Annotated in this window: 18 protein-coding genes; 3 read left to right on the top strand and 15 right to left on the bottom strand. The window is 68.8% G+C overall.

Going from position 1 to position 20082, the window contains the following annotated elements; translation table 11 throughout:
- Positions 1-58 precede the first annotated feature (58 nt).
- The 5 genes from PV679_RS32320 to PV679_RS32300 all read right to left on the bottom strand — a co-directional run bounded on the left by PV679_RS32320 (position 59) and on the right by PV679_RS32300 (position 6390).
- Positions 59-1414 carry an NAD(P)/FAD-dependent oxidoreductase gene (locus tag PV679_RS32320; RefSeq protein WP_319684399.1) on the bottom strand — a complete coding sequence of 452 codons (1356 nt, stop codon included), beginning with the start codon at positions 1412-1414 and terminating at the stop codon, positions 59-61.
- 259 nt (positions 1415-1673) lie between these two features.
- Positions 1674-2084, bottom strand: coding sequence for a PTS fructose transporter subunit IIA (locus PV679_RS32315; RefSeq protein ID WP_319684370.1), 411 nt, complete (start codon positions 2082-2084; stop codon positions 1674-1676).
- On the bottom strand, positions 2081-2695 hold the full coding sequence (dhaL, locus tag PV679_RS32310) for a dihydroxyacetone kinase subunit DhaL (protein WP_319684397.1): 615 nt from the start codon (positions 2693-2695) through the stop codon (positions 2081-2083). The genes PV679_RS32315 and dhaL overlap by 4 nt, the downstream gene beginning before the upstream one ends.
- Positions 2696-2990: 295 nt before the next feature.
- Complete coding sequence (dhaK, locus tag PV679_RS32305) at positions 2991-3983, bottom strand: dihydroxyacetone kinase subunit DhaK (protein ID WP_319684369.1); 993 nt, start codon at positions 3981-3983, stop codon at positions 2991-2993.
- Positions 3984-4947: 964 nt separating this feature from the next.
- Positions 4948-6390 carry a hypothetical protein gene (locus PV679_RS32300; RefSeq protein WP_319684367.1) on the bottom strand — a complete coding sequence of 481 codons (1443 nt, stop codon included), beginning with the start codon at positions 6388-6390 and terminating at the stop codon, positions 4948-4950.
- A 1245-nt stretch (positions 6391-7635) separates the two neighbouring features.
- Here PV679_RS32300 and PV679_RS32295 point away from each other — a divergent pair.
- The gene (locus PV679_RS32295; RefSeq protein WP_319684365.1) at positions 7636-8070 is read left to right on the top strand and encodes a VOC family protein; all 435 of its coding nucleotides are present in this window, start codon (positions 7636-7638) and stop codon (positions 8068-8070) included.
- 213 nt (positions 8071-8283) lie between these two features.
- Here the strand turns inward: PV679_RS32295 and PV679_RS32290 are convergent, their stop codons facing one another.
- The 3 genes from PV679_RS32290 to PV679_RS32280 all read right to left on the bottom strand — a co-directional run bounded on the left by PV679_RS32290 (position 8284) and on the right by PV679_RS32280 (position 12005).
- On the bottom strand, positions 8284-9663 hold the full coding sequence (locus PV679_RS32290; RefSeq protein ID WP_319684364.1) for a hypothetical protein: 1380 nt from the start codon (positions 9661-9663) through the stop codon (positions 8284-8286).
- Positions 9664-10215: 552 nt separating this feature from the next.
- On the bottom strand, positions 10216-10998 hold the full coding sequence (locus PV679_RS32285; RefSeq protein ID WP_319684362.1) for an ABC transporter permease: 783 nt from the start codon (positions 10996-10998) through the stop codon (positions 10216-10218).
- On the bottom strand, positions 10995-12005 hold the full coding sequence (locus PV679_RS32280) for an ATP-binding cassette domain-containing protein (protein ID WP_319684360.1): 1011 nt from the start codon (positions 12003-12005) through the stop codon (positions 10995-10997). Before PV679_RS32280 ends, PV679_RS32285 begins: the two co-directional genes overlap by 4 nt.
- Before the next feature lie 63 nt (positions 12006-12068).
- Here PV679_RS32280 and PV679_RS32275 point away from each other — a divergent pair, with 63 nt between their 5' ends.
- Positions 12069-12779, top strand: a complete 711-nt coding sequence (locus PV679_RS32275) for a TetR/AcrR family transcriptional regulator (protein WP_319684359.1) — start codon at positions 12069-12071, stop codon at positions 12777-12779.
- A gap of 338 nt (positions 12780-13117) precedes the next feature.
- Here PV679_RS32275 and PV679_RS32270 read toward each other — a convergent pair whose 3' ends face one another.
- The 3 genes from PV679_RS32270 to PV679_RS32260 form a co-directional block, all read right to left on the bottom strand.
- Positions 13118-14653: a GMC family oxidoreductase gene (locus PV679_RS32270; protein WP_319684357.1), complete on the bottom strand. Its 1536-nt coding sequence runs from the start codon at positions 14651-14653 to the stop codon at positions 13118-13120.
- 140 nt (positions 14654-14793) lie between these two features.
- Positions 14794-15438 carry a TetR/AcrR family transcriptional regulator gene (locus tag PV679_RS32265; protein WP_319684356.1) on the bottom strand — a complete coding sequence of 215 codons (645 nt, stop codon included), beginning with the start codon at positions 15436-15438 and terminating at the stop codon, positions 14794-14796.
- A 30-nt stretch (positions 15439-15468) separates the two neighbouring features.
- Entirely contained in the window at positions 15469-16710 is a 1242-nt protein-coding gene (locus PV679_RS32260; protein ID WP_319684355.1) for an MFS transporter, read from the bottom strand.
- Between the two features lie 165 nt (positions 16711-16875).
- Here PV679_RS32260 and PV679_RS32255 point away from each other — a divergent pair, with 165 nt between their 5' ends.
- Complete coding sequence (locus PV679_RS32255; RefSeq protein ID WP_319684353.1) at positions 16876-17367, top strand: GNAT family N-acetyltransferase; 492 nt, start codon at positions 16876-16878, stop codon at positions 17365-17367.
- Between the two features lie 68 nt (positions 17368-17435).
- On the opposite strand, the gene PV679_RS32250 is transcribed toward PV679_RS32255, so the two are convergent.
- The 4 genes from PV679_RS32250 to PV679_RS32235 all read right to left on the bottom strand — a co-directional run bounded on the left by PV679_RS32250 (position 17436) and on the right by PV679_RS32235 (position 19927).
- A complete protein-coding gene (locus tag PV679_RS32250) occupies positions 17436-17972 on the bottom strand; it encodes a DUF4396 domain-containing protein (protein WP_319684352.1) in 537 nt (178 codons plus the stop codon).
- Positions 17973-18087: 115 nt separating this feature from the next.
- The gene (locus tag PV679_RS32245) at positions 18088-18708 is read right to left on the bottom strand and encodes a DUF305 domain-containing protein (protein WP_319684350.1); all 621 of its coding nucleotides are present in this window, start codon (positions 18706-18708) and stop codon (positions 18088-18090) included.
- Positions 18709-18790: 82 nt separating this feature from the next.
- Complete coding sequence (locus PV679_RS32240) at positions 18791-18946, bottom strand: hypothetical protein (RefSeq protein ID WP_319684349.1); 156 nt, start codon at positions 18944-18946, stop codon at positions 18791-18793.
- Between the two features lie 144 nt (positions 18947-19090).
- Entirely contained in the window at positions 19091-19927 is an 837-nt protein-coding gene (locus PV679_RS32235) for a response regulator (RefSeq protein WP_319684347.1), read from the bottom strand.
- Positions 19928-20082: the final 155 nt, after the last annotated feature.

Below are 20082 nucleotides of genomic sequence, written 5' to 3'. Positions count from 1 at the left end.
AGCGAGCCTGAGTCCGGAACGGACGATCAGCAACGCGGGACCGCGACGCGCCACGGCCTCAGCCGGCGGTGTGCTCCGGACGCATCGGCGGTTCGGACGGTGTCGGCCGAACGGGACCGAACAGCACCGCACGCACGACGCTCGGTGTGAAGAGCACACTGACCGGAGCGGTGAGCGAGAACGCGGCGCGGAACGCCGCGCCGACGACCGGATTGCCTGGGGCGCGATCCTGTACGCGAGCGAGATACCAGGCCGCGGGCCGGTCCACCGCACGTGTCCTGACCGCGTCACCGGTGGCACCAGGCAGCTCTCTGTCGGCCCCGGAGGCGATGTCCCAGGCCTGCTGCGACGCCTTGAGCAGCGTCCCTTGCAGGCGCCTGGTCGTCGGCGTACGGCGCCGGCCGGCGAGAGCGTCGCGCAGCGCGAGCGCGCTGAGCGCGGCGACCGCCATGCCCTGCCCGTACACCGGATTGAACGCGCACAGCGCGTCACCGGTGGCGAGGAAGCCCGACGGGCGACGGCCCGGACGGTCGTACCGGCGGCGGACGTTGGCCGTCGCGCGGAACGCGTGGACGGGTGACTCGGGCTCCGCCCTCAGCAGCCACTCGTGCAGTACCGGGTGGGGGAGCCGGGCCGCGAAATCGGTGAAGGCGGCCTCGTCCGAGGGCGGTTCACTGCCGCGCAGCCCGGAGAGCGTGACCAGATGACGGCCGCCCTCGATGGGAAGAGCGACACCGCCGTAGATGTGGTCGCGGCCCGCGACGAAGTAGTAGCCGAGGCAGTCCGGGCCCTCGGCGTCCTCCGCGGCGCGATAGAGACGGGTCGCGTAGGCGAGACCGGTGTCGAGCGTCTCCTCCCGGGGTGGTTCCGCGCCGATCCCGGCCAGCCAGCCGGCGGCGCGAGAGCCGCGGCCCGAGGCGTCCACGACCAGATCGGCGTCCAGGGGCCGCGTGTCGTGGCGGGTCCTCGCGCCGCGCTCGCGCAGCAGTACGCCCCGGACCCGCGCCGAGTCGCCGAGCAGCCCCACGACCTCGCTGCCCTCGATCGCGGTGATCCCCGGTTCGGCCAGCACCCGCCGCCGTACCAGCCACTCCAGCACGGGCCGGGAGCCGGTGAGGATATGGACGGTGGGGCTGGTGCGCCGGTAGAAGCGGCTGGCCTGCCACTGCACGAGGTCGTTGGGCATGCCCAGCCGGGGCGCGCCGTGCTCGTGCAGCTCGGTGAGGATGCCGGGAAGCAGCGCTTCCAGCGCCCGCTGCCCGCCCTCCAGCAGGACATGGGTGTGGCGGCTCTGCGGGACTCCCGGACGTGGCTCAGGTCCGTCGGGAAAGCGGTCACGTTCGACGATGGTCACCCGGTCCGCGTGAGCGCCGAGCGCCCGGGCCGCCAGCAGGCCCGCGATGCTTCCGCCGATGACCACGGCGTGGCGCGTCCGGCGTCCAGGTGGGCGTAATGGACCGGTCCCGTCCGGTGTGCCGGTCTTCGGTCCTGCCGAGTTCACCATGCTCGCCCCTCCGGGCCCTCGCTGCCGGGCGCCGTCGGCGCCCACCTTCTGTGACAGCTCAGTATCCCTGGGTGACGGTGCCGGATCGCCACCACGAGGTGCCGTTTCCGGCCATGCGCGGCCGGGCCGCCGGTCCGACGGCTCGGGCCACCGGCCGCGCACGTCGGACTCAGACCTTGCGGTACTGGTACGCCTCCACCGCCGCGGCCTCCACCGCGTCCAGGTCTCCGCCCGCGCCGGCGGTGACCGTGGCGGCCACCGCGCCTTCCACGAACGGGGCGTCGATCAGCCTTGTCCCGGCGGGCAGTTCGTCACCGTCGGCGAGGAGCGCCTTCACCGTCAGCACGGCACTGCCGAGATCCACCAGAATCGCGACGCCCGCGCCCCGGTCCACTCGCGCGGCCGCCGCGGCGACCAGCTCGGAACTGGTGCCCAGCCCGCCGTCCGGCGTGCCACCGGCCGCCGCCACCGGGGCCGTCGCGCCGCCGCCGGCCAGTCCCAGGGCCAGCTCCACGACGGCCTCGGCCACCGCGGCGCTGTGCGACACCAGCACGATGCCGACGGGATTCTCCAGGCTCATTCCGTCGCCTCCGCGGTCCCTGCGGTCTCGGCGAGCGCGGCGATCAGCAGAGCGGAGGACGTGGCGCCCGGGTCCTGGTGCCCGATGCTCCGTTCACCGAGGTAGCTGGCCCTGCCCTTGCGCGCCTGAAGCGGTACGGTCGCCAGCGCGCCACGGTCGGCGGCCTCCGCCGCGGCCGCGAAGGACGTACCGAGCGCCTCGACCGCCGGCTCCAGCGCGTCCAGCATCGTCTTGTCGCCGGCCTTCGCCCCGCCCAGTTGCGCCACCGCCGCCACTCCTGTGCGCAGTGCCTCCGTCAGCTCCGCGGGCGTGACCTCGGCCGAGTCGCCGAGTGCCTTGCCGGCACGCCGCAGCAGCGTGCCGTACAACGGCCCGGACGCGCCGCCCACCGTCGAGATGAGCTGCCGTCCGGCCAGGACCAGTACGGCTCCGGGACCGGCCGGCGACTCCGTCTCCAGTACGACCGTGACAGCGCGGAAGCCGCGCAGCATATTGCTGCCGTGGTCGGCGTCGCCGATGGCCGAATCCAGCGCGGTGAGCCGGTCCGCCTCACGCTCCACCGCGGCGGCGGCGGTCGTCAGCCAGCGGCGGAAGAAGCCGGCGTCAAGCATCTTTTCGGGTTCCTGATCGGGCACGTGATCTCCTCGCGACCTGGGTCGTTCCCTGCCGTCCCTGCCAAACCTGCCAACCCAGCGGCCCCGGGGCGTGCTCTCGAAGTCCCCCTGGTCCGTGACGCCCGGTACGCACACTCGCTGCGCTGTCGACGTTATTTAAATACGTCCGGTACGAGAATGCTCCTCCGCCTTGCGATCGCACGCACCGCGACAGACTCGGCCGCTCCGAGGGCGGATGCGGAACCTGCCCTCGGAGCTGGCGTCATGGATGGGACAGCGGGCCGGACAGCGCTCAGCGGCCCCAGCGGAGCGCGGCGGTCTCCACCGGCGCGTCCCACAGCCGCAGCAACTCCTCGTCGACCTGGCACAGGGTCACCGAGCAGCCCGCCATGTCCAGCGAGGTCACGTAGTTGCCGACGAGCGTGCGGGCCACCGGCACACCGCGCTCCCTCAGCACTCGCTGCACCTCGGCGTTGAAGCCGTAGAGCTCCAGCAGCGGAGTGCCGCCCATGCCGTTCACCAGCGCGAGTACCGGTCCCGACGGCCGCAGATCCTCCAGAACGGCGTTCACGGCGAAGTCGGCGATCTCGCGCGAGGTCATCATCGCCCGCCGCTCGCGCCCCGGCTCGCCATGGATTCCGATGCCCAGCTCCAGCTCACCCTCGGGCAGATCGAACGTCGGGCTGCCCTTGGCCGGGGTCGTGACGGCGTTGAGAGCGACGCCGAAACTGCGGGAGCTCTCATTCACCTGCCTCCCGATCGCCTCGACCCGCTCCAGCGGCGCGCCCTCCTCGGCCGCCGCGCCTGCCAGCTTCTCGACGAACAGCGTCGCGCCCGTACCGCGCCGCCCGGCTGTGTAAAGGCTGTCCGTCACCGCCACGTCATCGTTGACCAGCACTTTCGCGACCTGAATTCCTTCGTCCTCGGCCAGCTCGGCGGCCATGTCGAAGTTCAGGACGTCGCCGGTGTAGTTCTTGATGACGAACACCACTCCGGCGCCGCTGTCGACCGCGGCGGCGGCCCGCACCATCTGGTCGGGCACGGGGGAGGTGAACACCTCGCCGGGGCAGGCGGCGGAGAGCATTCCGGGCCCGACGAAGCCGGCGTGCAACGGCTCGTGCCCGGATCCGCCTCCGGAGACCAGCCCGACCTTTCCGGCGACCGGCGCGTCTCCCCGCACCACGACCCGGTTGTCGACATCGACGGAGAGTTCGGGATGCGCCGCGGCCAGCCCTCGCAGAGCATCCGCGACCACGGTCTCCGGCACATTGATCAGCATCTTCATGGGTTTCTCCCCGGTAGGCTGGCAGCTCTGTCTCTGACCATGGTTTTCGCAGGTCACGCCATCTGTGGCTGGGCTGTGACCTTGGCGTCCCACGGCGGTCCGAAGCGGCTTTCGGCGGTACTGATGCTGACCGGACGCCAACTTTCCTGACGCATCATCAGCTCCTTGGGGCGCGGTGGAAGACGCTCCGCGGCGGTCCGCCGCTCGATTCAGTATCGATCCAACTTCGCCACCCGGCACGGCCTGCGGGACAAGGGCTTGTTCCGTAGGGAGGCGTACATCCGTTCGGGTGAGAGCGGGCTGCAATCGAAAGGGGGGTGATCAGAGAAGATTGGCGCGGCCGAGCTTCCGTGTCACGCGAGGCTTCTGGGCGAGTGATCGATGGCGGACTAACCTCGCCGTTTCGCTTGGCTACGGCGGCTGTTGGGGCGGAAACGCGAAAGTGCCTTCCTGACCTGGGACGATGAACCTTGCTGAGGGGTTCCGTTGGTCCAGGCGGAGGGCACCTTCTAGCTGCGGACCATCGGGCTAGGTCCCAAGATCCAGGTCAGTGCGGATGGTTCGGCGGTGGTCGGTCATGCCGGGGCACGGTTACTGGCTGATCTCGCTGATGCCACCGGGCTGACCGCCGCGTACTCCCGCACGTCACAGCCCGCCTCACCTGCGGCGGCCGACGCCTCCACCCGCGAATATCGGCGACCTGGCCCTGGAGACACGACCTGGCCACGGCCTTCCACCACCTCGCCGCACTGCCCCGACCCGCCAGCCGGCCAGCAAACCCACGTCCCGCCCACGACCCGAAAGCACCCGGAGAACCCGACCACCGCGCCGGGACTCCGCCACGCCCAAACACCGAAATCACTGCGGCCACCAAACAGTTGGCGATCAGCGACGCCGCCTCAGCCCAACCGAAACGACGAGGCCAACCTCGCGACAGCCCTGAGGGCGCGGTGCGCGGCTCGTGTCAGGCAAGGAACTCGGCGAGCGGGAAGGAGCGATGGCGGCGTGGTGGAACCAGATAGTTCTGCCGGTGGGTCGTGTTCAGGACCGAGTTGATGCCGGCGTGAGGACTGCGCGGCTCGACAGGGAGTGTCATACCGGGATAGTGGCCGTCCATCGAGAGCCGAACGAGATTGAAGAGTGCGATCGTCGGCTGGAACTGAACGAAGTGCAACCCGGCCGCCGGCTTCTCGCTGTAGTGGTCCGCCGTCGGATCGGACGTGTAGTGGAATGGATTGTCCAGCGTGTCGAAATCGCCGCGCACGGGGATGGTCGTCCCCGTGGCGTAGGCCTTCCCGTAGTTGCTGGTCATCGGCGATGTGGTGCTGTCCACCTTCGACATGCTCCCGGTGTGGCCGTAGGCGTGGTACCGCTTGACCCCTTCCGCCACTTCGGCCTCACTTTGCCCTGCCGGTTGGAGGGCAAGTGTGCCCGACGCGGGCGCGGGCGAGAGTCCGGGATGGAGCATCGCCTGGACGCGATCCCCGTACTGAGGGAAGTTCTGTTCGTACCAGGTCACCAGATCTTGGAACAGGTGCGAGAGATGCATGGTGGTCCCCTGTTTGAAGTAACCGTTGGGCCACTGATCGGTGAGCCCAGGCAGGGTCTCCAGATTGGCGATGGTGCCGGGTCCCATATTCGAATCCAGGGTGGTGGCGAAGCCGAGGAAGCCCTGCGCCTGTCGGGGAATCGACTGCGCACCGGGGATATCGGCTGCCAGCGCCAGCTTGCTCGGCAGGCCCTGTTGCCCGTAGAAACCGCCCCCGGAGAATCCCTGGCGGATACTCGTCACCTTGAACAGGCTGCCCGCCCGGTTGCTTCCAGGCCCGAAGAGGGCGTCGGAGGCTGCCAGGATATTGGCGAGCGAGTCACTGCGGAGTAGCACGGCCACGTCGTTCTGTTCCAGGCGGACCGGCCCGAAGCCGGGCGGAGGCTCGTCGCTGGGGAACGTCATGGCCTCCTGCAGCGCATATACGGTACGGCCCTCCGTCTTGGAGGTCACCAAATCGACCGGCAGATACGCTGGGTAAGGTGTTCCCGCCTTGAAGAAGCCCGACGCCTTGCCCAGGGTTGGAATGTACTGGTGGAAGTAGGGAAGTCCCCAGGCCACCGTGGTGGCCACTCCTGTGGGAGTGGGTGGAAATTGGCGTTCCAGATCCAGGAGGACGGATTCGAGATGGTGCTGCGCCTCCTGCAACTCCTTAGCGTTCGCCGACACATTCAGCCTTGCGGTAACGACATGATCGTGCATGGCCGGCACTCGGACCGCAATCGTGCCTTTGCTGCTCTTCACACCCGAGCCATTGACCATGACCACCTGCTCGTTCTGCAGGATATATTGTTCCTGGATGGGCGGGCTGTCGGCGGCAGTGGGGCGGTCCGGTGGTTTTGCAATGGTGTCGATCACCTTATAGATGCCGGCGGATGCCAGAGCGGCACCGAAGGTGCCCGCTGTCCCTTGAAGAAGGCGTCGCCTATTCAAGTTCCCGCGTGATCGTCCCGCACGCCCATTTTCGTTGCCATCTGTCATGAAACGTATTCCCTGTGGAGTAGATGTCTGCCATCACGCGGCGGCATTAAAGGTCTGACCTGCTCGAATGATCGTGATTGGTCTCCTGCCACTGATGCGCATCTGAGGGTCAGGGGTTGAATTGGAAGGTGAGGACCAGGTGAGTGCGCCGTCGCTGAGGGCTGTCGCCCGATTAGCCTGCTACCACGTCTCCCCCATAAGGGTCTGTTCGCGAGACGGGTTCGCAGCGCCGATACGACTTTGCGCACGTGCCGCCAGATAGCCGATGATGGTGGGTGTGCTGGCCAGTTGCCATCGTCATCACCTTGGCTGTCGCGATATAACCACACGCGGTCTGGGCCATTGAAGCCAACACGCGGCCTGGGTCATTGAAGCCAGCACCAATCTGGCGCGGCTCAGAACCTATCGGCTCACCCAAGACCGCGGTTCTCCCGAGATGCGGAGGGCCTTGACAGGGGGGCAGTCCGTGAAGAAGGTTGTCCAGGTCGTGAGGCGAGTCAAGACGCTGTGCCGAGAGGCCGAAGTAAACTAGCCGTTGGATGACCTGCTGCGTCGATTGAATATGGCGTTGCGGGGTTGGTGTGCTCACTACACGTGGCAGACGGTATGGCGATGGATATCGGCGCAAACACGGCCGGTGCCCACTTGGAAGGAAATCCGCCACCGCAATGAGCGCTGTCACCTGGGCCAGGTCGGGTCGGTGAAAGTCGGCCCGGAGCACGGTTCCATCCTTTGGCCGGACCGCTTCCCGAACCCGGCGGGCACCTCTCAATCGAAACCGGCAGAGAGATATTCCAGGTCTGAGGGAGTCAGCCTGGAAAGGAGGCCCGTATTTCTGCGCGGCCATTACTCAAGGTGACGAGTGCTGGTTGGCGGCCGAGACGTGCGAGCCGCGTACCTCCCGCACGATCGTTGAGGGGACGCTCGCATACTGGATGTATCCGGGCGTTCCGACAACGCGGCGAGGCGCCGTGGCTGTCGTCGCGCGCCCGCCGGGGATTACGGGACAGCCCTGAGGCGGCTTCCGGATCCGGAGATCGGCGTGAACGGCTCGTGCCTCGCACGGAGCCCCGCTCCTTCGGCCATGCCCCGACTGTCAGAGGCGCGCAGTACGGTCCCTCCATGGCAGCCAGAATCGACCTGACGCTTGATGGTGCGGACGCACAGCTCCTTGCCGTTTTCTGGAAGACGGCCCTCGGCTATGTCGACGAGCCACCGCCGGCTCCCTTCACGACACGCGCGGAGTGGTTCGAGCACTTCGATCTACCGGAGGACGAATCCGTGGACGACGGCGCGTGGCTCTGCGATCCCGACGGCGTCGGCCCCCGCTTGTGCGTCCTCAGGGTTCCCGAGCCCAAGACGGCGAAGAACCGGCTCCACATCGACGTTCGAGTGCCGGGGCACGGCAGTCCTGAAGTGCGATGGGCACGGATCACGGCAGAGTCCGAGCGCCTGGTGCGGGCGGGCGGGACCATCCTCGACACGTTCGACGGGCATCATGTGGTGATGGCGGATCCGGAGGGCAATGAGTTCTGCGTCGGAGCGGCCTCTGCGTGATGGGCCGACAGGGACAAGGCCCCGCGACCTCAACGCGAACGACGAGACAATGCCGACCGGTCACAAGGCCCGCCGCTCCGCGCGTCGTTCCCGCCGCCGGTGCCCGGCCCGGTGGCTGGGTGCTCGGCGACTGTGAACAGTGCCCGGTGGCGGGAGCGCGTGGCCGGACCGGTGCCGGGCCGTCGCTGCGGCCGGGCGCCGGTCCGGCTGCCGTCACTTCACCTGTTGCAGGGCGTTGGCGACGTGCTGGGCCAGCGAGGTGGTGGTGGGGTCGATGAAGGCCGGCGGCGCGGCGAGGACGTTGGCGACGGCGTCGCGCCAGTGTCCGCGCCGGGTCTTGTCCGCGTACTCGCCGGTCAGTGAGGTCGCGTACAGGTGGACGTTGGCGTAGTTCAGCCCATTCAGCAGGGCCCGCTGGAGCTGGAGGACGGTGGTGGCGGCGCCGACCGCCGCGTAGGTGTCCTTGCTGTTGGCGACGTAGTAGGTCAGGCCCGCTTGGCCGTCGGGCTCCACCACGACCGACAGCGCGTTGGCGAATCCCTTGCCGCGGGGCTGTGGAGGTGTCCACTGACCGTGCCAGGTGTCCAGGGCCGCGGCACCGTACATCTGGAAGTAGAACAGACCGTCGCCGTCGCCTCCGGCGTTCTCCGCGTTGCGGGCGTAGTTCTCCAGTGTCAGGTAGTCCGTGCCGTCCATCGCGACGACGCCGCCCCAGTGGAAGCCCCACAGTGCGCGGTTGACGTTGACAGGGTCGGTGACGTCGCGGTCGTTGTGGTAGTCGTGCACCGCGAATACGGCCCCGACGCGATGGGAGGCGCCCAGCGAAGCACTGTACAAGCCCTGGCCGACCGCGGTGGGTTGGGCGAACTCGTTCACTCCGAGGGTCTGCAGGCCGGCCGCGAAGCCCGCGGCGCGCGTGGGCAGTCCGGCGGCGAGCTGACGGGTGTCCCCGCCGAAGAGGCGGGCGATGAGGTCCTGGGCGGCCTCCCAGGTCGCGGGCGGAGCCGTCGGCAGGTCGCCCACCGGCACGGCGTGCACCAGGTGGTTGGTGATGTGCAGCGCGAACTCATCCTGCTGGGTCGCGTTGCTGCCCAGAAAGACCTTGGCGCCGAGCCGCGGCCGGGGCTGCCGCACTGACCCGATGACCTCCCTCACGGTCCCGTTGCAGTTCTCCGTAGTCGTCATTCGGTTGCCGGCCTGGCCGCAGCCCAACTGCAGGTTCGCCGCCCGCACACGGGTCAGTGTGGTCGGGGCGGCCGCGCCGGGCAGGGTGAAGGTGACGGTGCCGGGCGGGTCGAGGAAGAGCTGGTAGTAGGAGCCCTGCGAGGCCAGGATCTTGTTCCACCCGGCGATCGCCTCCGCGGTGGAGAAGAAGTGCTTGGGCTGACGCCGGGTCAGGTCGGCCTCCTCGATGGCGAACAGTCCGTTGTGCGACACGCGCAGCCCCGGGTTCGCCAGTTGGACGATGTTGGGCGCGCCGCCGGCGCCGCCGGCCAGGAAGGAGTAGCCGAGCGGGGCGGCCCCGTCGGCCACCCACTGGTTGGCTTCGAACTGCTGGTTGGTCGCGTACGCACCGGCCGCGAGGTGATGCATGGATGGTCCCCCCACTCGTTCGTCCGGCGGCGCAGCGCGGCTCGCGCGCGCCGCACGACCCTTCCCCTGATTTCCGGACGGGTCGTGCTCTTCCTAGCAGCACGAGTCGCCCGCTGTGCGGCATCGGCCGGTTCCTGCCGCTTTGTGGCTGGCAGCAGGCAATCCCGGCGGCGTTCGCCATCAGGAAGCGGCGTCGTTTACCGGGGGCAGGGTGGGTATGGCCTCCGGCGGGGCCGGAGAAGACGGGCGGAGAGAGGCCGGAGTACGGGGGATCGCGTGACCTCGAACACCCAACCACCGCCTCCGCAGCGGCCTCCGACGCCTCCGCGATGGGCGGTGGCGTCCGTCGGCCGCCCGCCACGCCGCCGTCCGGACGGCCCGGCTGGATGAAGAAGAGCCCCCGGTCGGCGCTCTCCTGTTCTTCCTCGTTCTCGGCATCGGCACCGGAGACGACAGCGGCACCAAAACGACCAGCGGCACGAAACCCGCGCTGTGCCGCTCTTGCCTCGTTCCCATCTCGTACTGACTCGGTCCAGGCCTGACGGGGAATGATCACCCTCCATTATCCGCGTACCGTTGGACGGCCAACGGTACGAAAACGGCGAGCAGTGTCAGCGACCACAGGAGAGAACCGGAGACCGGATGCGCGACCGGCCAGGCGGCGTCCACGGCCGGAGCCGCATTGCCGAACAGGGTGCGGACAGCAGTGGCGACCGCACTGATCGGATTCCACTCGGCCAGGACCCGCAGCCATCTGGGCAGGCCTTCCGTGGGGATATATGCGGCGGAGAGCAGTGGCAGGACGAAGCTGGCCACGCCGAACTGGCCCGCCATCTCCTCGTCGCGGATCAGCAGTCCCAGATAGACGCCCAGCCAGGTGCAGGCAAAGCGGAAGAGGAGGAGCAGGCCCAGGGCGGCTAGTGCGTTCAGTACGCCGCTTTCGATGCGCCAGCCCACCGCGAGGCCCACCAGCAGGAACGGCACGGTGCCGGCTGCGGTGGTGACCAGGTCCGCCGCCGTCTGGCCGAGTGGCACAGCGATTCTGCTGATCGGTAAGGTCCGGAACCTGTCCATCACACCCCGCTGCGCGTCCTGGGCCGCCTGGAACATGCCCGTCATGATGCCGCCCGCGGCCGTCGCGGCGAGGAGTCCCGGGACAAGAAAGGCACGGTACTGCTGGCCTGGCATCGCGACCATGGTGCCGAAGACGTAGCCGAAGAACAGCAGCATGTTGACCGGCATCAACTGCGTGATGATCAGGACCCCTGGTGCATGTCTGATCCGCTGCAGATGCCGGCCCAGCACGGCGGTGCTGTCGTAGGCGAACGTGCTCATGCCGCATGCTCCTCTTCGTGTGGAAAGGTGGCCGTACCGGCCGGGCTCCCGCCGCCCTGGGTCAGCCGGAGGAAAACCTCATCGAGTGTCGGCGGACGCAGACTCGCATCGGCCAGTGGCACGCCCGCCGAGTCCAGCTCCCGGACGACCGCGGGCAGGGTGAGGCTGGTATCCGTGGTGGCGGCTCCCACGGTGCGTCGCTCCCGGTCGATCTCCGGGGAGCTGCCGGTCAGCCGGCCGAGCACGCGCGCCGCGGTCAGGAGGTCCAGTTCGCCCATCTCGCCCGGAGCTGGCTGCGCGAGCACCGCCTCGGCATACGAACCGATGAGTGCTTTGAGGTCGCCCGGACTGCCGCGATGGGCGGCACGGCCGTTGTCGATCAGCACGACTTCGTCGGCCAGTTGGTCCGCCTCCTCCAGATACTGCGTGGTCAGCACGACGGTGGTGCCCTGCGCCGCAAAGTCGCGAACAGCGCGCCAGATCTGGCTGCGACTGAGCGGGTCGAGGCCGGCCGTCGGCTCGTCGAGGAAGAGCACCGCGGGGCGGATCAGCATGCTTGCGGCCAGGTCGAGACGCCGCCGCATCCCGCCGGAGTAGCTCCGTGCCGCACGGTCTGCCGCCCCGGTGAGTTCGAACCGCGCGAGGAGTTCGTCGGCGCGGGCCCGGCCGGCGGTGCCCCTGAGGCGGAGCAGCCGCGCGAAGAGGCGCAGGTTCTGCCGGCCTGTCAGTTCCTCGTCGACCGAGGCGGACTGGCCGGTGACTCCGATCGACCGGCGTACCGCGGCCGGTGCCCGGACGATGTCATGCCCTGCGACGCGGGCGGTGCCCGCATCCGGTGCGGTGAGGGTCGTCAGCACCCGAACGGCGGTGGTCTTGCCCGCACCGTTCGGTCCTAGCAGCCCGCAGATCGTTCCTTCGGCGACGGCGAGGTCGAGCCCGCGTAGCGCATGGACGTCGCGGAATCGCTTCTCCAGGCCTTTACTAAGTACAGCGTACGTAGTTGTCATGGAGTCACGGTAACGCACTACGTACGGTGTACGTAACTAATATGGTGGGCGAGGTGATGATCAATGGCGGGGCGACCTGCTGAACCCGAAGTGATCTGGGCCCGCCCCGAGCGGGCGGGCCGAGGGCCCAGACCGGCATTCAGCCGAGCGGACATCGCAGCGGCCGCCGTCCGCCTGGCCGACGCGGGCGGCTTGGAGTCGGTCTCTATGCGGCATGTGGCGGGCGAACTCGGCTGCGGCACCATGTCCCTGTACAACTACGTGCCGCGCAAGGAGGATCTGTACGAACTGATGATGGACGCGGTTGCCGGGGAGTACGCACTGCCGGAGCACCCGTCCGGTGACTGGCGTGCCGATATGATCGCTCTGGCACACCGGGCGCGGGCGATGATGCGCCACCATCCCTGGACGTCGCGGCTGATGTCGTCGGCCTACGGATTCAGCCCGAATGCCATGCGGTTCCTCGAATACAGCCTTGCCTGCCTGGATCCGCTGGATCTGCGGTACGGCGAGAAGATGGAACTCGTCGCGTTGGTGAACGGGGTAGTCACCACCTATGTCGCCAATGAACTCCAGACCGCGGAGCGCACGCGTTCGCTGCCGTGGTCCGCAGAGCAGGAACATGCCGTCCGGATCGCCTATCTGGGCCGCGAGATCTCCTCGGGGCGCTATCCGCGGCTTGCCGCAGCCTTCCTGGAGGATTCCGGCCCGATCGACCTGGATGCCGTCTTCGACCGGGCGCTGTGCCGGGTCCTGGACTCATTCGTCCAGTGACTAAGGTCTGTTGCGAAAGTGGATCTTGCTTCCCGCCTCGGAGTGTCAGTGGCAGGGGCTGCCGTCAGGCCGTGACCTTTACATTGCCTGACGGTTTGCCTCCTGGGCGGCCCGAGCCCCACGGATCGGCGGACATGGATCTCGGACGATCTACCCGAGGACATCGAACGATGGTGGGGTCTCTTGCTGGAGCGGCAGGAGATCACAGGGCTGTTCCCACTGTTGTGCCGGCCTGGTTCGCCCGCTCGGTCACATCTGGCCGAGGCGGATGCGATTCGCTTGGAGCCGGTGCCGGCGGCCGACTTCGTCGAATAGGCCCGGCTCACAGCCACTCAGTCCTACGCGGCGGCCATGAGGGAAGCGGCCCGTTCCGCGATGGCGTAGACGGCCGGCATGGTGTTGGCTGCCGGGACCGACGGCATGACGGACGCGTCGGCGACCCGGAGACCGGTCGTTCCGTGGACGCGGAGCTGAGGATTGACGACGGCCATGGCGTCCGTGCCGATACGGCAGGTGCCGACGGTGTGCCAGTACGGGCAGTAACTGTCCCTGATGTAGTCGCGGAGATCACCGTCGTCGGTCATCTCGGGGCCGGGGTGGACTTCCCGTAGCCGCCACGGGTCCAGTGCCCGTGCCGCGCCGATCTTCCGTGCGATCCGCAAGGCGGTGAGCATCCTGTCGAGGTCGTACGGATCGCTGAAATAGCGCGGCTCGACAAGCGGGGCGGAGTTCGGTGCCGGGTCCGCGAGCCTGACCGTCCCCCGGCTCTTCGGGTTCATCACGGAGAAGGCGATCGTGTAGCCGTTCTCGGGCCCGAAGTAGGGCGGGATGTAACGCGCGTTGCTGACCAGCATGAATTGCAGAGTCGGGCGCTGAGGGTCGCCGGGAGCGCGGATGACTCCGCATCCTTCGCCGTGATTGTTCTCCCCGGGCGGAACCGGCTGCGCGGCCGCGTAGGCGATACCGGTGAACGCGTGGTCGTGCAGATTGGCGCCGACGCCCGGGAGGTCGAGAACGGGCTCGACACCGACGTCCCGGAGGTGGGACTTGGGGCCGATACCGGAGCGTAGGAGCAGTTGGGCGGTGCCCACCGTGCCCGCCGTGAGGACGACTTCCCTTGTACAGAGCGCGGTACGGGCGCCGTGAGGCCGGCCTTCGGCTCCGTACTCGATCCCGACGCACCGGCCGTCTTCGAGGAGCACCCGGTTCACCAGGGTGTCCGTCACGATGGTGAGGTTCTCCCGCGCCCGGACACCGGGCGTCAGATACGCGTCGGCGGCCGTGATCCGCCGCCCCCGCGCGATGGCCAAGTCGTGCAGACCGAGACCCTCTTCGAGACCGCTGCTGGGATCGGCGGCCCGGGAAAGGCCGACTTCGTACGCCGCGTCGAGCAGCGCGGCGGTGACGGGATTGCGGTTGGTGGCGGCTCCCACGGTGAGAGGTCCGTTCGTCCCTCTCGCCGCGGGGTCCCGGCTGACCGCGCTCTCGGACCGTTTGAAGAACGGAAGGAGAGCGTCGAATCCCCATCCGGGGGCGCCTTCGTCGGGCCAGACGTCATAGCCGCTGCGGTGCCCGCGGACGAACACCATGCCGTTGATGTTGGTCGAGCCGCCCAGCCCTTTTCCGCGTGAGAGGAGAGTGGACCGCTTGGTGGTCTCGTCGAAGAACGCGTCGGCCCAGTCGGCGAGGCCTCCCAGCAGACTCGTCCATGTGCGTGGAACGGCCGCCGCTTCCGGCGGTTCCGCCGGCCCGGCCTCCACCAGCAGCACACGCGCCCCGGGATCCTCCGAAAGCCGCGCCGCCAGCACACATCCGGCTGTTCCGCCGCCGCTGACGATGTACTCGTAGTCTCGCCCGTGCTTCTGCGCCACCATCGGAATCTCCCTTTGGGCGCGGAAACCTCAGACTAGAACGCTCCGTGACTCACCGCATCCGCTGACGGGTGGGAACGCGGGCCGGTGCGATGCCGGAGGCCGTTGACGTCAACCTCGACCGCGGGTGCGACAGCACCGGGTCACGTGTGCTGGTCGGCGAGTGGGGATTCTCCGCCGAGACCGTCCGCACGGCCGTGCCCGTCCCGGCGCCGGGTGGCCGCGTCCACCAGTGCCGACGCCGCCTCGCGGGCGATGGCCGCCGACGAGGGGTCACGGTCCATACGGGCGGACAGCGTGGCGCCGTCGTAGAGCAGATGAAGCTGCCGGGCCAGGGTCCCGGGATCGGCGGCGCCGGCCTGCTCGGCCAGATCCGTGAGCAGATCGCGGATCCAGCCCCGGTAGGTGTCGGTGACCTGTTCGACCAGGCTGCCCGGCCGGGTTTCCGCGCTGGCGCTGACGAAGGCGCATCCATGGAAGCCGGGCTCGGCGAACAGTTCGCTCTGCGCGTCGAAGACGGCGAGCAGTCGCTCACGCGGCGTGTCCTGCCGTCCGACCGCGCGCGTGATCCGGCCGGTCATACGGTTGTGACGGGATTCGAGGTAGGCGCCGATCAGTTGTTCCTTGCCGCCGAAGGTGTTGTACAGCGACGCCTTCGCCACCCCCGCCTGCTCGATGACGCGGTCGATACCGACCGTCTGCACGCCCTCCGCGTAGAACAGTTCGTTCGCGGCGGCGAGCAGTCGCTCCCGTGCCGAAGGCTTTGCCGTGCTCTTGCTGGCGGTCATCTCTCTCACCTTCCTGAACCGGTCTGTCTACTATACGGTCGCGGGCCGGACGGAGCTCCGGCGGCGCAGCCCGAGGAGAGCCAGTCCGGCGAGGACCATCACGGCGACGCCGTACTCTCGCGCGGTCGTGAAGAGCCCGCCGGCGTGGACGACCAGGAAGCCCGCTATCACCGCCGGCGCGCCCATCCCCAGATACGACACGACGTACAGCAGCGAGAGCACGCCGGCGCCCTCATGGGCGGTGACAAGAGGCATGACGGTACGGATGCCGCCCTGGAATCCGCTGCCGAATCCGACGCCGGCGATCGCCGTGCCGACGAAGAAGCCGACCGGCGAGCCCGCGTTGATCGAGACGAGCGTGACCGCCACCCCGGCTATCAGCGCGACGATGCCGGTGAGCATGACCGTCCGCGCCGCCGCACCCCGCATCGCCAGAACCGAGAGCGCCGCGACGCCGGCGAGTATGAACAGGCTCAGTCCGCCGAACACCACGGACGAGGAGTCGATCAGCCCGCGTACCAGCGCCGGGCCGAGCGATCCGTACAGACCGGCCAGCGACCAGACGGCGAAAAGCACCGGCGCGGCCACGAGCACCGGGCGGCGTGCGGCGCGAGGCAGCTTGATCTCCGGCTTCAAGGTGGCGAGCGCGCCCGGCTTACGGGTCACCGTCTCCGTCATCCGGGAGACGGCGACGGCCTGAAGGGCGAAGACCACCAGCAGGGCCAGATAGATCAGATGCGTGGGCGCCGGCAGATACTGGACCACCAGCCCGGACACCAGCGCGCCGGTCGCCGTGCCGACTCCCGGCGCGACGGCGTTGGCGATGGTGCCCTTGGGCCGGTTGATGTCCATCATTCCCGCGCCGATCGCGCCGAGGGCCGCGCCGGTCGACAGCCCCTGTGCGATCCGCGCCACCATGAGCGCGGGAACGCCGTCGGCGGTGGCGAACACGGCCATCGAGGCGGCCTGCACGGCGAGCGCGGCGAGCAGTACCGGGCGCCTTCCGACATAGTCGGACAGCTTGCCGAGCGTCAGAAGACCGGCGAGCACCGCCAGGGCGTACACGCCGAAAACGACCGTGGTCGTGATCGGGGTGAAGCCCCACTCGGCCTGATAGACCGCGTACAGCGGTGTCGGCGCGCTGGAGGCGGCGAGAAACGACACCACGATCGAGGCCAGCACATACAGCGCGATGTTCGGCGGAATCCGCCGCGTGCCGGCGGCCCGTTCCGTCGATGGCGCGGGCGCCGCGATGACCGAGAGATTCGTCATGGTTTCCTTCAAAGGCTGAGGATCTGGCGGCCGGGACGGCGCGCCGACAATATATTGAGTAGACCAGTCTGTTCACTGAACCGCCACAGAGTAGACAGAGTTGTCTATCCAGGTCAAGGCGGCCCGGTGGAGTGAACGCCGCATCGCGTGCGTAATACTCCCGGTATGACTTCGCACGTTACGGACGCGGGTGGCGGGGTGCGTGGCGAGGCCGTATTGATCAGGCGGGCGACCGCTCGTGACGCCAGGCGGCTCACCAGGCTGATACAGCGCTCCAGCGCCTACGAAGGCCCGTACGCGTCCATGATCGCCGGATATCGGGTGGGTCCCGACTACATCGAGACCCATCAGGTCTTCCTGGCGGCCGACGCCGAAGGACGGCTGCTCGGCTTCTACGCTCTCGTCCTCGTCCCGGCGGAGCTCGACCTGATGTTCGTCGCCGACCACGCGCAGGGTCTCGGTATCGGCCGCCGGCTCATCGAGCACATGAGGAGCCAGGCGCGCGGCGCCGGACTCGACAGCGTCCGGGTCGTCTCGCATCCGCCCGCCGAGGGTTTCTATCGCAGCGTGGGCGCCAGGCGGACCGGCACCGAGATGGCGCATCCGCCCGCCGTGATGTGGGACCGTCCCGAACTGGTCATCCCTGTTGTCGTCTGACCGGCGACGGGTCCGGCCGCCGCGCCGTACCCTCCTGAGATCTTCGCCGGGTCTCCGACGGCGGTGCGTCAGTGGTACGCGTGGACAACGGCGTGGCCTCTGCCGCGCGAGATCAGCCACCGGTTGACCGGGACGGTGAGGACGAAGGCGACCGCGAGCGAGAAGGCCAGCGAACCCCAGAAGAGGGCACTGGCCAGGCCCGCGTGCAGGGCGCCGGGGACGGTCACCATGACGGTGTTGTCGATGATTTCCATGACCGTGATGGAGACGGTGTCGGCGGCCAGCGCGACCTTCAGTGCCCGGCGCACGGGCAGGCCGGCGCCGAGGACGCCTCGCATCGTGAAGGCGTAACCGAAGACGAACGCCAGGACGACGGAGAGCGCGATGGTGGCGCCGTTGGTCAGGCCGGCCGCGGTGCCGATGACCATCCCGAGGATCTCGCCGACGGCGCAGCCGGTGAGGCAGTGCAGGGTGGCCTGGACGGCGGTGCGCCAGCCGCGGTCTCCGCCGGGCCGGCCGTGGGCCGCGTGTGCGTGTCCGGGCTGTATGTGTCCGGGCTGTATGTGATCGAGCCGCTCAGCCGGGTGTTCCGCCTGGTGGTCCATGGCTGCCTCCGTGGAGCGTGGTCTGTTGTTCCCTGGCGGGAATCATGAGAACACTATACCCCTAGGGGGTATTCCGGAAGGCGTGCTGTCGCACCGGTCGCCGGCCGGCCCCGGCCTACTCGCGGCGGAGCGTGTTCATACGAGTGATCTCGGTGGTCTGGGAGGCGATGATGCCGTCGGCCGTCCGCTTGGCGTCCTCGTTGGCGCCCCGCGCGGTCTCGGTCCTGGCCATCGCCACGGCGCCTTCGTGGTGCTTCACCATCAGATCCAGGAACGCGGTGTCGAAGGCCGCGCCGGACACCTTCTCCAGCGCGGCCATGTCGTCGTCACTCATCATTCCGGGCATCGAGTGCCCGGAATGGCCGCTCCCGCCGTCGGCCGGGACCGGTTCGCCCCATGTCCTCAGCCAGCCGGACATCGCCTTGATCTCGGAGTCCTGAGCCTGTGTGATCTTGGTCGCGAGCGACCTGACCTCCGTCGAGGAGGCGCGTCCGGCGGCGAGACCGGCCATTCGCAGCGCCTGCCGGTGATGCGGGATCATGCCTCGCGCGAAGGAGGCGTCGGCGGAGTTGTGGGCCGAAGCCGCAGCCGGTGCGGAGGCTGAGGTGCTCGCGCCGTGGCCGGAGTGCGTGGCGGGTCCCGTGCCGTTGCCGCCGCAGGCGGCGAGAAGCAGCGCGGCGCCGGCCACGGTCGCGGCGACGGTGGACCGGCGGGCGGCGAGACGGTGTGCGGTCATGGTGAAGCGACTCCTGTACGAGAGAGGTGCGGCATACCGGCGGCGGCCATCGGCCCGGTGAAGGAGCCGGTGGCGGGCGCGCCTATATGCGCGGGAGTCGCGGTTCGCTCGGGGCCGACGCGGTCGGCGGGACGGACGGCACGGGAGTGGTCCCGGCGGTCGCACGGGCGCCGTCCGCGTGGGCGAGATGCCCGCCCGCCTCAGGTGGCAGGGTCGCGCTGCGCGGCGGCCGTCTCATACGGTCATCGTAAACACGACGGTGCTTTCCTACCGGGCAGAATCGGCGCCGGTCGTCCGAAGCGCCAGGAATCACCGCCACCCGGCCCAAGCGCGCGGCGGTCCGAGCGGCCGCGGCGCCGGCCGCCGCCGCTCGGACCAGCGGTCAGCGCCGCGGCGGCTTGACGGCCGTTTCGAGGAAGAACGCGTCAATGCTCCGTACGGCCTGGATGAACTCGTCCAGATTGAGCGGCTTGATGACATACGCGTTCGCGTGCTGAAGATAGGCCGAGCGCACATCGTCCGGAGCGCCCGAGGTGGTCAGAACCACGACCGGAATGGTCAGCAGGTCGGCGTCGTCCTTCAGTACGGTGAGCAGCTCCCGCCCGTTCATGCGCGGCATGTTCAGATCCAGCACGATGAGATCGGGCCGGGGGTTCGCGGTGTCCCGCAGGTATTCCAGCGCCGCCACGCCGTCCTCGGCCTGGTTGATCGAACGGGCCATCCCGTGCTCCAGGAGTGCCTCCTCGATCAGCAGGGCATCGGCTGGGTCGTCCTCCACCAACAGGACGTCGTAGGTGTGGCTGAGGCTGTTCACGGGGTCGTTCCTGCTCTCTTGCGGGGGTATGGGGCGGGCGGGTGGCGTGGCGGTGAAGACGAGCCCCGGCCATCGCCGGCGGGCTCCTTGGCGGGAGATGTACCAGGCGTCACCGAGCTGCGGATAGCCGGCGCCCGCGCGTGCGGCCTGTTCGGCCTCGGTACGGGCCTGGCGCTCCACCGCGCGGTTGAGATGCATGAGTATGCGCAGACGGGCGAGAGAGCCGGCGGCTGTCGCCTCCGACAGGTCTTCGCCGTCGGATGCCGGTGAGCCGTCCCCGGGGTCCGGAACGGGCCTGTCGAATATCTCGTCGGCGAGACGGTGAGCGAGATCGTCGACGGCGAGACTCGACATCCGGTCGATGTCTTCCTCGCTGAACTGGGAGGACAGGTCGTTCCGGCGCATGCCCACAATGTAGACGCATCCCCCTGGACAACAACAGTTGTCGGAAGAGTACGCGGACGCCGCCCGGACAGCACACCCGGCCTTCCCGGACACGACACAGCCGTTTCCGGCCCCTGCCCGTCCCGGGCGGGGGCCGGGTCATTGGGGCCGCTGGG

Origin of the sequence: Streptomyces sp. AK02-01A (genome assembly GCF_033795305.1) — a bacterium.
GTDB lineage: Bacteria > Actinomycetota > Actinomycetes > Streptomycetales > Streptomycetaceae > Streptomyces.
This window is presented reverse-complemented; position numbering and strand designations above follow the sequence as displayed.

Excerpts from the sequence above, each read along its gene's own strand:
- dhaK (WP_319684369.1), bottom strand. The coding sequence starts at position 3,983 with ATGAAGATGCTGATCAATGTGCCGGAGACCGTGGTCGCGGATGCTCTG.
- PV679_RS32260 (WP_319684355.1), bottom strand. The coding sequence starts at position 16,710 with ATGACGAATCTCTCGGTCATCGCGGCGCCCGCGCCATCGACGGAACGG.
- PV679_RS32285 (WP_319684362.1), bottom strand. The coding sequence starts at position 10,998 with ATGAGCACGTTCGCCTACGACAGCACCGCCGTGCTGGGCCGGCATCTG.
- PV679_RS32235 (WP_319684347.1), bottom strand. The coding sequence starts at position 19,927 with ATGCGCCGGAACGACCTGTCCTCCCAGTTCAGCGAGGAAGACATCGAC.
- PV679_RS32280 (WP_319684360.1), bottom strand. The coding sequence starts at position 12,005 with ATGACAACTACGTACGCTGTACTTAGTAAAGGCCTGGAGAAGCGATTC.
- PV679_RS32270 (WP_319684357.1), bottom strand. The coding sequence starts at position 14,653 with ATGGTGGCGCAGAAGCACGGGCGAGACTACGAGTACATCGTCAGCGGC.
- PV679_RS32255 (WP_319684353.1), top strand. The coding sequence starts at position 16,876 with ATGACTTCGCACGTTACGGACGCGGGTGGCGGGGTGCGTGGCGAGGCC.
- PV679_RS32295 (WP_319684365.1), top strand. The coding sequence starts at position 7,636 with ATGGCAGCCAGAATCGACCTGACGCTTGATGGTGCGGACGCACAGCTC.
- PV679_RS32290 (WP_319684364.1), bottom strand. The coding sequence starts at position 9,663 with ATGCATCACCTCGCGGCCGGTGCGTACGCGACCAACCAGCAGTTCGAA.
- PV679_RS32240 (WP_319684349.1), bottom strand. The coding sequence starts at position 18,946 with ATGAGACGGCCGCCGCGCAGCGCGACCCTGCCACCTGAGGCGGGCGGG.
- PV679_RS32315 (WP_319684370.1), bottom strand. The coding sequence starts at position 2,084 with ATGAGCCTGGAGAATCCCGTCGGCATCGTGCTGGTGTCGCACAGCGCC.
- PV679_RS32245 (WP_319684350.1), bottom strand. The coding sequence starts at position 18,708 with ATGACCGCACACCGTCTCGCCGCCCGCCGGTCCACCGTCGCCGCGACC.
- PV679_RS32250 (WP_319684352.1), bottom strand. The coding sequence starts at position 17,972 with ATGGACCACCAGGCGGAACACCCGGCTGAGCGGCTCGATCACATACAG.
- PV679_RS32265 (WP_319684356.1), bottom strand. The coding sequence starts at position 15,438 with ATGACCGCCAGCAAGAGCACGGCAAAGCCTTCGGCACGGGAGCGACTG.
- dhaL (WP_319684397.1), bottom strand. The coding sequence starts at position 2,695 with ATGCTTGACGCCGGCTTCTTCCGCCGCTGGCTGACGACCGCCGCCGCC.
- PV679_RS32275 (WP_319684359.1), top strand. The coding sequence starts at position 12,069 with ATGGCGGGGCGACCTGCTGAACCCGAAGTGATCTGGGCCCGCCCCGAG.